This is a genomic window from Kitasatospora sp. NPDC059327 (assembly GCF_042752535.1).
Taxonomy (GTDB): Bacteria; Actinomycetota; Actinomycetes; order Streptomycetales; family Streptomycetaceae; genus Kitasatospora.
The window spans coordinates 24083-35505 of the sequence record NZ_JBHYYB010000092.1; the positions used below are offsets into that span (position 1 = coordinate 24083).

Genomic DNA, 11423 nt, shown 5'->3' on the forward strand with positions numbered 1-11423 from the left:
TCCCGCACGGGATGCCCGGCCCTTTTGCGTCCCCGGAGTGACGGCCTCACCCTCCTGGTCCAACGGAGGGTCGCTCCGATGTCGCTCTCCCGCTCCGCGTTCCTACGATCTGATCAATCGTGCGACCCCTCGGAGGCGGTCATGGCCGACAGGCGCGGTATCGCAGGCATCGGCAGCATCTCGCTGACTCTCGCAGTGCTGGCCCCACTGGCCGCCTGCTCGTCCGGTAGTGAGGACGACGCCCCGGGCGCCGTCCATCGGGTGGACGCGGCCCCGCTGGTCCACGTCTCGGCCGAGGGCACGGTCGATCCCTCCCAGCCCGTCACGGTGACCGCCCTCCCGGGCAGCCGGCTCACCGACGTGACCGTGGTCGGCCCGGACGGCCGGGTGGTGGCCGGGCAGCTCTCGGCGGACCAGCTCAGCTGGCAGACCACCGGACGGCTGAAGGCGGCCACCGCCTACACCGTCAGGATCGCCGCCACCGACGGCAAGGGCGGCCGCGGCGACACCACCGCCGGCTTCAGCACCCTGGCCGGACAGCGTCTGCTCACGGCCAAGCTCGGCCCGGACTCCTCCGGCACCGGCCTCTACGGGGTCGGCCAGCCGCTCACCGTCCAGCTGTCCGAGGCGGTGAAGGACCCGCAGGCCCGCCAGGAGGTCGAGCGCGCCCTGACCGTCACCTCGCAGCCCGCCGTCACCGGTGGCTGGTACTGGGTGGACGACAAGAACGTGCACTTCCGGCCGGCCGAGTACTGGCCGACCGGCACCACCGTCAGCCTCGTCTTCGACGGCACCGGCAGCCGGATCGCGGACGGCCTCTACGGCGGAGACCGCGCCGCGCTGGCGCTGCGGATCGGCGAGCGGGTGGAGACGGTGGTGGACGCCGCCACCCACGAGCTGACCCTGACGCGTGACGGCGAGGTCGTCCGGACCATACCGGTGACCACCGGCAAGCCGGGCTTCGACACCCGCAACGGCGTCAAGGTGGTGCTCGGACAGGAGCGCCAGGTCCGGATGAGCGGCGAGACGATCGGCATAGCCGCCGGCAGCTCGGAGGCGTACGACCTGAACGTCGAGTGGGCCACCCGGGTGACCTGGAGCGGCGAGTACGTGCACGCCGCGCCCTGGTCGGTGGGTTCGCAGGGCGTGGCGAACGTCAGCCACGGCTGTACCGGCATGAGCACCGAGAACGCGAAGTGGTTCTACCAGAACACCCGGGTCGGTGACCTCGTCACGGTGGTCAACAGCCACGGCGCGAGCATGGAGCCGTTCGGCAACGGCTTCGGGGACTGGAACATCGCCTGGACCGACTGGGTCAAGCACAGCGCCCTCGGACAGCCGCTCAGCACCATGGCGCCGGCCACCCGGGCCCCCGCCAACGGGATGATCCGCCCGGAGATCTGACCCCCCCTCCCGGCCCCTCCCGGCCCCGCTCCGGCGCGCTCAGCCCTGCCGGCCGGGCTCCCGGTGGGCCAGCCGCAGGGCGGTCTCCACGGCCGCCAGCGCGTCCGCCGTCGACACCCCGAGCCGGTGGACGCGTTCGGCGTACTCGGTGGCCGCGGCGGCCGTCAGCCGGTGCGCGGTGTCACCGGTGGCGGCGATCAGGGTGCCGCGCCGGCCGTGCGTCTCCACCACGCCGTCCGCCTCCAGCTCGCGGTAGGCCCGCGCCACGGTGCCGGCCGCCAGCCCGAGCCGCTCGGCCAGGGCCCGGACGGTGGGCAGCCGCAGCCCGGTCGGCAGCTCGCCGGTGCGGGCCCGCTCGGCGATCTGCTCCCGGATCTGCTCGTACGGGGGAGTGGCGGCGGCGGGGTCGACGGACAGCTCCACGAGGGCTCCTGGGGGTGGGACGGACGGGGAAAGCCCGAGGGCCGCCGACCAGGAAGAACTCTGGTCAGCGGCCCTCGGGGGTGACGCGGGGGTGCGTACGGGATCAGTGGTGGCCGTGGCCGCTGGTGATCTCGTGGTGCTCCTCGGCGGTCGGCTTGGGGATCCGGCTGCCCTCGCCGTAGAAGCCGCGGGAGAGCTTCGCCCGGGTGCGGGTGAGCAGCCCGGCCTTGGCGGCCACGCCGTTCTCGTCCGTCTCGGCCGGCAGCTCGAACACGGGCGGCTGCTCGTGCGAGGTGAGCGTGTGCAGGTCGGCCTGCGGCAGCTGCGCGTGCACCTCGATGAACTCGCCGTGCGGCAGGCGCTTGATGACGCCCGTCTCGCGGCCGTGCAGCACCTTCTCCTTGTCGCGGCGCTGGAGGCCGAGGCACCAGCGCTTGGTGACGATGAAGGTGAGCACCGGCACCACGAAGAAGCCGACCCGGACGAAGTACGTGATGTCGTTGATCGACAGGTGCAGGTGGGTGGCGAACAGGTCGTTGCCACCACCGACCAGCAGCACCAGGTACAGGCTGATCCAGGCGGCGCCCAGCGCGGTGCGCACGGGGGCGTTGCGCGGGCGGTCCAGGATGTGGTGCTCGCGCTTGTCGCCGGTGACCCAGCCCTCGATGAACGGGTAGACCGCGATCGCGACCAGGACCAGCGGGAAGATCATCAGCGGGACGAAGACACCCAGGTTCAGGGTGTGGCCCCACAGGCCGATCTCCCAGCCCGGCATGACACGGATCAGGCCCTCGGAGAAGCCCATGTACCAGTCCGGCTGGGCGTCCGTGGACACCTGGTCGGGGCGGTACGGGCCGTACGCCCAGATCGGGTTGATCGTGGCGATCGCCGAGATGGCGGCGATCAGACCGAAGACCAGGAAGAAGAAGCCGCCGGCCTTGGCCATGTAGACCGGCATCAGCGGCATGCCGACGACGTTCTTCTCGGTCTTGCCCGGGCCCGCCCACTGGGTGTGCTTGTGGTAGAAGACCAGGATCAGGTGCGCGACCAGCAGGCCGAGCATGATGCCGGGGATCAGCAGCACGTGGATGGTGAAGAACCGCGGCACGATGTCGTGGCCGGGGAACTCGCCGCCGAACAGGAACATCTGGATGTAGGTGCCCACCAGCGGGACGGCGAGGATCGCGCCTTCCATGAAGCGGATACCGGTACCGGAGAGCAGGTCGTCGGGCAGCGAGTAGCCGAAGAAGCCGTCGAACATGCCCAGGATCAGCAGCAGGAAGCCGAAGACCCAGTTGATCTCACGCGGCTTGCGGAACGCGCCGGTGAAGAACACGCGCATCATGTGCACGAGCATCGCGGCCACGAAGACCAGCGCGGCCCAGTGGTGGATCTGGCGGACCAGCAGACCGCCGCGGACCTCGAAGCTGATGTCCACCGTCGACGCGTACGCCTCGGACATCGGGATGCCCTTGAGCGGGATGTACGAGCCGTCGTAGATGACCTCGCCCATGCTGGGCTTGAAGAACAGCGTCAGGTAGACACCCGTGAGGATGATGATGACGAAGGTGTAGAGGCAGATCTCGCCCAGCATGAAGGACCAGTGGTCCGGGAAGATCTTCCGCAGGTTGGCCTTGGCGAGGGAGTAGATCCCCAGCCGGCCGTCCGTCCAGTCAGCGGCCTGCTCCCACTTGTTGGCGGGATTGGCACGGGTGCTGCCGGCGGGCTTGGCGGCACCGGAGGTGGTGGTGCTGCTCGCGCTACTCATCGAGCACGCTCCCAGTAACTCGGGCCGACGGGCTCGTCGAAGTCGCCGGTGGCGACCAGGAAGCCCTTCTCGTCAGTGGTGATCTTCAGCTGCGGCAGCGGGTGGCCGGCCGGGCCGAAGATCACGCGCGCGCCGTCGGCCAGGTCGAAGGTCGACTGGTGGCAGGGGCAGAGCGCGTGGTGGGTCTGCTGCTCGTACAGGCTGATCGGGCAGCCGACGTGGGTGCAGATCTTGGAGTAGGCGAGGATGCCCTCGAAGCCCTTCTCCCGGGACTCGTCGTCCTTGATGTCCTGCGGTGCGATGCGCACCAGCATCAGGGCGTCCTTGGCGATCTGCTGCTGGAAGTCCTCGTCGTGCGTGCTCAGACCCTCCGGCATGGCGAAGGTCAGCGAGCCGACGATGAGGTCCTCGGCCTTCATCGGCTGGTTGGTGTTCATGTTGATGAGCTGCAGCGGCTTGGCGTCGGTGGCCTCGCGCCAGCCGGTGTGCGCCAGCTTGTCCTCGGGCAGCGGGCCCAGGTCGCGCAGCAGCACCACGCCGGAGAGCGGCACCAGCGCCATCGAACCGATGAGGGTGTTGCGGATCATCTTGCGGCGGCCGAAGCCGGACTCGGCGGCGCCGGTCTTGAACTGCTCGATGACGTCCGCGCGGACCTCGTCGTCGGCCTCGATCGCGTGACGCTCGGCCGGGATCTCGTGGTCCGACATCAGCGTGCGGGCCCAGTGGACCGCGCCCGCGCCGATGCAGAACAGCGCGACACCGAGCGTCATCCCCAGCGCGAAGTTCAGCGCGCTGACGTGGCCCAGCGGCCAGATGAAGACGATCTTGTCCGGGTCGATGGCCACGTAGGAGGCGATGAAGCCCACGGTGGCGAGCATCGAGACCACGAACATCAGCGAGACCTGGCGCTCGGCCCGCTGGGCGGCCCGCTCGTCGATGTCGGTGCGACGCGGTGCGTGGGCCGGCAGACCCGGGTCGGCGAACGGATCGCCGTGGGCGGCCACCTCGTGGTGTCCGGCGGAGCCGTGCGACTCCGGGAGCTTGTCTTCTGACATGTCGTGGCTCATGACTTCTTGGCCTTGGTGGTGTGGGCGGCGACCCAGATCGCGACCGCGATGAGCGTGCCGAGACCGAAGATCCAGCCGAACAGACCCTCGGTCACCGGACCGAGGCTGCCGAGCGTGAGACCGCCGGGGTTGGGCTCATCGTTGGTGGTGTGGCGGACGAAGGCCACGATCTGCTTCTTCTGCTCCTCGGGCATGGTGGTGTCCGGGAACGACGGCATGTTCTGCGGGCCGGTCTGCATGGCCTCGTAGATGTGCTTGGCGTCCACACCCTCCAGCGACGGGGCGTACTTGCCCTTGGTCAGGGCACCGCCCTGGCCGGCGAAGTTGTGGCACTGGGCGCAGTTGGTGCGGAACAGCTCGCCACCCTTGGACAGGTCCTCGGGGTTGGTCGAGGTGTACTGCTCCTCGGTCGGGATGACCGGGCCGGGGCCGAGCGAAGCCACGAAGGCGGCGAGCTGGTCGATCTCCGCCTGCGAGTAGATGTTCTTCTTGGCCGGCACCTGGGCGCCGGGCTGCTGGGCCGGCATGCGGCCGGTGCCGACCTGGAAGTCGACCGCGGCGGAGCCGACGCCGACCAGGCTCGGACCGTCGCTGCTGCCCTGGCCGTTCAGGCCGTGGCAGGAGGAGCAGCCCACGGCGAAGAGCTTCTTGCCCTCATCGATCGCGAGCGACTGCGCGGCGACGTCGGCCTGCGCCTTGTCGGCGGGCGCGAACGCGGCGTACAGCCCCCCGGTTGCCGCCAGGGCGAGAAGTAGGACGACCAGCGCCGCCAATGGGTGGCGCCGTCGTGCGGAGAGCTTTTTCACGGAATAACCCCGGTGTCAGGATCTGGTCGACTGGTGGGTGCACCCGGCGGCCGGTCTGGCCGGCACGAGGCTGCCTGTCTAGGGCTGCGCGCGCGGTCGGTCGGTTGGGAGCGTAGGCACCGGCAAATCGGGCCGTCGCCGGTGAGGGCGGGACCCGGGGCCGGTGGCCAGCGACCTGATCAGCTGGTTACTTGATCAGGTAGATGGTCGCGAACAGGCCGATCCACACGACGTCGACGAAGTGCCAGTAGTACGACACCACGATCGCGGCGGTGGCCTGCTCGTGCGTGAAGCGCTTGGCTGCGTACGTCCGTCCGAGGACCAGCAGGAAGGCGATCAGACCACCCGTCACGTGCATACCGTGGAAGCCGGTGGTCAGGTAGAACACCGTGCCGTACGGGTCGGAGGACAGCGAGAGGCCGTCCTTCTTGACCAGCTCGGTGTACTCGAAGATCTGGCCGCCGATGAAGATCGCGCCCATCACGAAGGTGATGACGAACCACGAGCGGAGCTTCTTCACGTCCCCGCGCTCGGCAGCGAACACGCCGAGCTGGCAGGTCAGGGAGGAGAGCACCAGGATCGTGGTGTTGACCGAGGAGAAGGGCACGTTGAGGGCGTGTGCCTTCTCGCTCCAGAACTCGGCTCCCTTGACGGAGCGGAGCGTGAAGTACATCGCGAAGAGGGCCGCGAAGAACATCAACTCGGAACTGAGCCAGACGATCGTTCCGACGCTGACCATGTTCGGCCGGTTGACCGATCCGTGCGCGTGCCCGGTTTCTACTGCTGTTGCTGTCGCCACGACGGACATTATGTCGGTCCCTTATTCCGTCTTCACGCCGGGGGGTGTCCCTCGGAGTGTCCGGTGCGTGCGGTATGCCCCGGTGGGGCCCGGGGGGACGCCCCGATGGCGGCTGAGCAGCGGCGTGTCCCTTTTCTGACGGTTCCTCGAAGGTGTCTTCGACCCTGTTGCCCAGCGTGTCGCTCCACTCCTTCGGGGGTCGCCGGGAGTAAGGGATCGGCCGTTCCGTCGGCCGTACGGGTGGACCGCGTCAGCGGGGGTGACGGCCTGTCCTCCGGGCGGGTGAGTCCCGGGCGGGCCGTGGGCGCGGCGGCTTGAGACGGATCGCGCGGGAGTGGCTCGGCGGGCGGTGATCGGGAGTAGCATCCGGGATGAGGCGAACGTGGTCCGGATCACACGTGAGGGAGCAGGGCCCATGGCGGACACCACCGGCGAGACGCTGACCGTTCTCGTCTACAGCCACGACCGCAACACCCGTGAGCAGGTGCTGACGGCCCTCGGCCGGCGGCCCGCCGAGGATGTTCCGGAGCTGACCTACCTGGAGTGCGCGACGACCCCCGCGGTGCTGAAGGCGCTGGAGAAGGGTGGCGTGGACCTCTGTGTCCTGGACGGCGAGGCGGTGCCGGCCGGCGGCCTGGGGCTCGCCCGGCAGCTGAAGGACGAGATCTACGGCTGCCCGCCGGTGCTGGTGCTGATCGGTCGGCCGCAGGACTCCTGGCTGGCCGCCTGGAGCCGGGCGGACGCGGCCATCTCCCGCCCGGTGGATCCGGTGGCGCTGGCCGAGGCGGCCGCCACCCTGCTCCGGGCCCGGCTGGCGAAGCGGGCGCCGGCCGCCCGCTAGGGCGGCGCGTCTCAGTACGAGAGAAGTGAAGGCCGCGGCGGGGCGATGGCGTCCCGCCGCTCGATAGGCTGGCTCCATCCTTACGGAGATCCCCTCGGGGAACCGACGAGAGCTGGAGTCAGCCATGGTGAACGTGAACCCTGCGAACGGCGGCAAGGACCCCGTGCAGGTGGTCCGCACCTGGCCGGACATCCTCTCGGCGCTGCTGCGGGGCGAGGACCTGGACCGGGCGGACACCGCCTGGGCGATGGACCGGATCATGAGCGGCGAGGCCTCCGCCGTGCAGATGGCCGGCTTCATGGTGGCCCTGCGGGCCAAGGGCGAGACGGTCGACGAGATCGTCGGCCTGGTGGACTCGATGTACGCGCACGCCGAACCGCTCTCCATCCCCGGCCCGGCGGTGGACATCGTGGGCACCGGCGGCGACCGGGCGAAGACCGTCAACATCTCCACCATGTCGGCGATCGTCGCGGCGGCGGCCGGCGCCAAGGTGGTCAAGCACGGCAACCGGGCCGCCTCCTCGGCGAGCGGCTCCTCGGACGTGTTGGAGAAGCTCGGCGTCAGGCTCGACCTCTCCGCCCGGCGGGTCGCCGAGGTGGCCGAGGAGGTGGGGCTGACCTTCTGCTTCGCGGCCAAGTTCCACCCCGCGATGCGGCACACCGCCCCCGCCCGCAGTGGCCTCGGGGTGCCGACCGCGTTCAACACCCTCGGTCCGCTGACCAATCCGGCCAAGGTGACCGCGCACGCGATCGGCTGCTTCGACACCAGGCTGGCGGCCCTGATCGCCGGGGTGCTGGCCCGGCGCGGATCCACCGCGCTGGTCTTCCGCGGCGACGACGGCCTGGACGAGCTGACCGTCACCACCACCTCGCGGATCTGGATCGTGCGCGACGGCGAGGTCACCGAGACCTCCTTCGACCCGCGGGACGTCGGCGTCGAGCTGGTCGGCATCGAGGCGCTGCGCGGCGGGGACCCGGCCTTCAACGCGGACGTCGCCCGCCGGCTGCTGGCCGGGGAGCGCGGGCCGGTGCGGGACGCCGTCCTGATGAACACGGCGACGGCGCTGGTCGCGCTGGACCTCACCGACGCGCCGCTCACCGAGCAGCTGGCGGCCGGGATGGAGCGGGCCGCGGCGGCCATCGACTCGGGCGCCGCGCAGGATCTCCTGCGGCGTTGGGCGGAGGCCACCGCCAAGGCGTGAGACGGCGGCCGGGGCCCGCGGGGACGCCCCCGCGGGCCCTTCGCGTGCCCGCGTGCCTGTCCGGGGCACCGGTGACCTGCGGACGAGTGGGCGGGCCGATGGGCGGCCGTCCGAATGGTGGACATCTGTTTGACCAGTCGGCGGACCCGACCTAGAGTCTTCGCCAGGTCATGAGTGACAGTGCAAAGCCCCAGCTGGCTGTCCGGCAACCCTCCGTCCGTGGCGGGGTGCCCTGGGTGAGGACCGGGTCTCGCGGCAATCCGTCCGCGCGACAAGCGCGGACGCCGGCTGACACGCACTCCGGGGTCCTTACCCGTCGAAGGAGTGCACTCCCATGTCCGTCGCCACCGAAATCTGCGCCCCGCTCCCCGTCCTCGGCCACGACGTCGAGGTCCCGCTGGTCAACGGTGACAAGGTCACCTACGCCGCGCTCGACTACGCCGCCAGCTCCCCGGCCCTGCAGCGGGTCTGGGACGACGTCGCGGCCTACGCCCCCTACTACGGCAGCGTGCACCGGGGCGCCGGCTACCTCTCCCAGCTCTCCACCGACCTCTTCGAGCAGAGCCGCCGCACCGTCGCGGACTTCCTCGACCTGCGCGAGGGCGACCAGGTGGTCTTCACCCGGGCCACCACCGACTCGCTCAACCTGCTGGCCGGCGCGGTGCCGGCCGGTACCCGGGTCTTCGCCTTCGAGACCGAGCACCACGCCTCGCTGCTGCCCTGGCGCCACGCCGGCCTGAGCGTCACCTACCTGCGCGCCCCGCGCTCCCGGGCCGAGGCGGTCGCCGCCCTGGACGCCGCGCTGGCCGAGGCCCCCGAGGGCCCCAAGCTGTTCTGCGTCACCGGCGCCTCCAACGTCACCGGCGAGCTGTGGCCGGTCGCCGAACTGACCGAGACCGCCCACCGGCACGGGGCCCGCGTGGTGCTGGACGCCGCGCAGCTCGCCCCGCACCACCGGGTCTCGGTGCGCGAGCTGGGCGTGGACTGGATCGCGTTCTCGGGGCACAAGATCTACGCGCCGTTCGGCGCGGGCGTGCTGGCCGGCCGGTCCGACTGGCTGGACGAGGCCGAGCCGTACCTGGCGGGCGGCGGCGCCACCCGCACGGTGGCCCGGGAGGCCGACGGCTCGGTGGCCGTGCAGTGGCACACCGGCCCGGCCCGGCACGAGGCCGGTTCGCCGAACGTGATCGGCGCCTACTCCATCGCCTCGGCCTGCCGGGCGCTGACCGAGGCCGGCTTCGACGCGCTGGAGGCCCGCGAGCAGCAGCTGATCGCCCGGCTGAAGGCCGGTCTGGCGGAGGTCCCGCAGGTGCGGGTGCTGAACCTGTTCGGCGCGGACTCGGCCCGGGTGGGCGTGCTCTCCTTCGTCGTCCAGGGCTGGAACAGCTCGCACTTCTCGGCCGCGCTCTCCGCCGAGTACGGCATCGGGGTGCGCGACGGCCTGTTCTGCGCCCACCCGCTGGTGCGCACCCTGCTCGGCGACGAGGACGTGGCGCCGTCCGAGTGCGGCGCGCCCGAGTCGTCGCTGCCGGGGGAGCGCAGCCTGAACGCGATCCGGGTCAGCTTCGGCGCGGGCACCCCGGACGAGCACATCGACCGGTTCCTGACCGCCGTCCGCGAGCTGGTCACGGACGGCGCGGCCTGGAACTACCGCAACGAGGGCGGCCGCTGCGTCGCCACCGTGCAGGTCGACAGGGGCCGCCGCGCGAGCTGAGCGGGGGAGGGGCTACTCGCCCAGGCCGAGCGCGAAGGCGGTCTCCAGGTCGTGCTGGGAGTAGGTGCGGAAGGCGATCTGGGTCTCGGTGTGGGCCACGCCCGGGACCTTGTTCAGCCGGCCGGGGATCACCTCGGCCAGGTCGTCGTGCCGGCGCACCCGCACCATCGCGACCAGGTCGTAGCCGCCGGTCACCGAGTAGACCTCGCTGACGCCCTCGATGGCCGCGATCGCCTCGGCGATCTCCGGGATGCGGTCGACGCTGGTCTTGATCAGGACGATGGCGGTGATCACTGTTCGGGCTCCTTTGTGAGGTGTCGCCAGGGTATCGGGCGTCAGCCGGGCCGTCGCGAGGGGCGGGTGGCCAGCGTGCAGGCGTACAGGAACCCGGCCGAGAAGCCGATCACATGGACCAGGTAGGCGACGCCGGGCCCCGCCGCGTGCACCGACCACCACTGGAGCGCGAACCAGAGGCCGAGCACCAGCCAGGCCGGGAAGCGCAGCGGCAGGAAGAGCAGCAGCGGGACGAGCGTGGTCACCCGGGCGCGCGGATGGAGCCGCAGATAGGCGCCGAGCACGGCGGCGATCGCCCCCGAGGCGCCGATCAGCACCCGGGTGGAGTCCGGCGAGTGGGCCTCGGCCAGCGCGAAGCCGTACGTCGCCACCGAGCCGGCCGCCAGGTAGAAGAGGGCGAACCGGGCCCGGCCCAGGCGTTCCTCGACCGTGGGGCCGAAGACCTGGAGGAAGAGCAGGTTGCCCAGCAGGTGCAGCCAGCCGGCGTGCAGGAAGAGCCCGCTGAGGACCGACAGGGCCGGATGCTTGCCCGGGGTCGGGGCGGCCGGGCAGCCCGGCACCGGATCGGGGGCCTCGGCCAGCTGCCCGGCGCTGAGCGGGCGCCCGGCCAGCAGCTCGGCCGGGACGGCGCCCCAGCGCTGCTCGTAGCGCTGCTCCGCGCAGACCCGGTCCTGCCCCCGGCCGTAGAGCGGGTTGAGCCCGGCCGCCGGGCCGAGCAGGAACACCAGGACGTTGAGCGCGATCAGCGCGTAGCTGACGGCCGGAACGGGCGCGGCCGGGCGGCCGCCCCGCGCACCGGTGTGGTCGAGGACCGGGATCGCCATGCGACCAAGCATCCCTCCGTCCGGTGCCTGCCACACCGCGCTGTACGGCAGGTGGACCACCCCCGCGATCGCCGTGACCGGTGGCCGGGGTGGTTGCCCCAGGCAATAGGCTTGGGGCGGGCATTCCCGTCTCCCGCCGCCGATGCCGGGGCTCCGGGGGGAGCGCCTGAGCCCACCCAGGGACCACCCGAGAGACATCTCGCGTGCCTAACTAGTCAAGCCGTCGCGGCCAGAGCCGCTGAGGGACCGGAGGTGAACGCATGTTGTTCGTCGAAGAGCTGC

At 71.2% G+C, this 11423-nt stretch carries 11 protein-coding genes and 1 riboswitch; of the genes, 4 read left to right on the top strand and 7 right to left on the bottom strand.

Annotated elements, in window-relative coordinates:
- The first annotated feature begins 141 nt into the window (after window positions 1-141).
- Window positions 142-1404, top strand: coding sequence for an Ig-like domain-containing protein (locus ACFXHB_RS35760; RefSeq protein ID WP_380579653.1), 1263 nt, complete (start codon window positions 142-144; stop codon window positions 1402-1404).
- Window positions 1405-1443: 39 nt separating this feature from the next.
- Here ACFXHB_RS35760 and ACFXHB_RS35765 read toward each other — a convergent pair whose 3' ends face one another.
- The 5 genes from ACFXHB_RS35765 to ACFXHB_RS35785 all read right to left on the bottom strand — a co-directional run bounded on the left by ACFXHB_RS35765 (window position 1444) and on the right by ACFXHB_RS35785 (window position 6276).
- The gene (locus ACFXHB_RS35765; protein ID WP_380579655.1) at window positions 1444-1827 is read right to left on the bottom strand and encodes a GntR family transcriptional regulator; all 384 of its coding nucleotides are present in this window, start codon (window positions 1825-1827) and stop codon (window positions 1444-1446) included.
- A gap of 103 nt (window positions 1828-1930) precedes the next feature.
- Complete coding sequence (locus ACFXHB_RS35770) at window positions 1931-3595, bottom strand: cytochrome bc complex cytochrome b subunit (RefSeq protein WP_380579657.1); 1665 nt, start codon at window positions 3593-3595, stop codon at window positions 1931-1933.
- Window positions 3592-4650: a Rieske 2Fe-2S domain-containing protein gene (locus tag ACFXHB_RS35775; RefSeq protein ID WP_380579659.1), complete on the bottom strand. Its 1059-nt coding sequence runs from the start codon at window positions 4648-4650 to the stop codon at window positions 3592-3594. The genes ACFXHB_RS35770 and ACFXHB_RS35775 overlap by 4 nt, the downstream gene beginning before the upstream one ends.
- Window positions 4651-4658: 8 nt before the next feature.
- A complete protein-coding gene (locus ACFXHB_RS35780; RefSeq protein WP_380579661.1) occupies window positions 4659-5468 on the bottom strand; it encodes a c-type cytochrome in 810 nt (269 codons plus the stop codon).
- Between the two features lie 187 nt (window positions 5469-5655).
- The gene (locus ACFXHB_RS35785; RefSeq protein WP_073923280.1) at window positions 5656-6276 is read right to left on the bottom strand and encodes a heme-copper oxidase subunit III; all 621 of its coding nucleotides are present in this window, start codon (window positions 6274-6276) and stop codon (window positions 5656-5658) included.
- A gap of 406 nt (window positions 6277-6682) precedes the next feature.
- Between ACFXHB_RS35785 and ACFXHB_RS35790 the strand changes: the two genes are divergently transcribed.
- From ACFXHB_RS35790 to ACFXHB_RS35800, 3 genes are all read left to right on the top strand, one after another.
- Window positions 6683-7108 (top strand): hypothetical protein, encoded by a 426-nt coding sequence (locus ACFXHB_RS35790; RefSeq protein ID WP_380579663.1) that lies wholly within the window; start codon window positions 6683-6685, stop codon window positions 7106-7108.
- A 124-nt stretch (window positions 7109-7232) separates the two neighbouring features.
- Window positions 7233-8309, top strand: coding sequence for an anthranilate phosphoribosyltransferase (gene trpD / locus ACFXHB_RS35795; RefSeq protein WP_380579665.1), 1077 nt, complete (start codon window positions 7233-7235; stop codon window positions 8307-8309).
- A gap of 166 nt (window positions 8310-8475) precedes the next feature.
- Window positions 8476-8593, top strand: a riboswitch (SAM riboswitch).
- Between the two features lie 50 nt (window positions 8594-8643).
- On the top strand, window positions 8644-10023 hold the full coding sequence (locus ACFXHB_RS35800; protein WP_380579667.1) for an aminotransferase class V-fold PLP-dependent enzyme: 1380 nt from the start codon (window positions 8644-8646) through the stop codon (window positions 10021-10023).
- A gap of 12 nt (window positions 10024-10035) precedes the next feature.
- On the opposite strand, the gene ACFXHB_RS35805 is transcribed toward ACFXHB_RS35800, so the two are convergent.
- Together ACFXHB_RS35805 and ACFXHB_RS35810 are read right to left on the bottom strand one after the other, a co-directional pair.
- Complete coding sequence (locus ACFXHB_RS35805) at window positions 10036-10317, bottom strand: Lrp/AsnC ligand binding domain-containing protein (RefSeq protein ID WP_329487307.1); 282 nt, start codon at window positions 10315-10317, stop codon at window positions 10036-10038.
- 41 nt (window positions 10318-10358) lie between these two features.
- Window positions 10359-11141 carry a rhomboid family intramembrane serine protease gene (locus tag ACFXHB_RS35810; RefSeq protein WP_380579670.1) on the bottom strand — a complete coding sequence of 261 codons (783 nt, stop codon included), beginning with the start codon at window positions 11139-11141 and terminating at the stop codon, window positions 10359-10361.
- Window positions 11142-11423 lie beyond the last annotated feature (282 nt).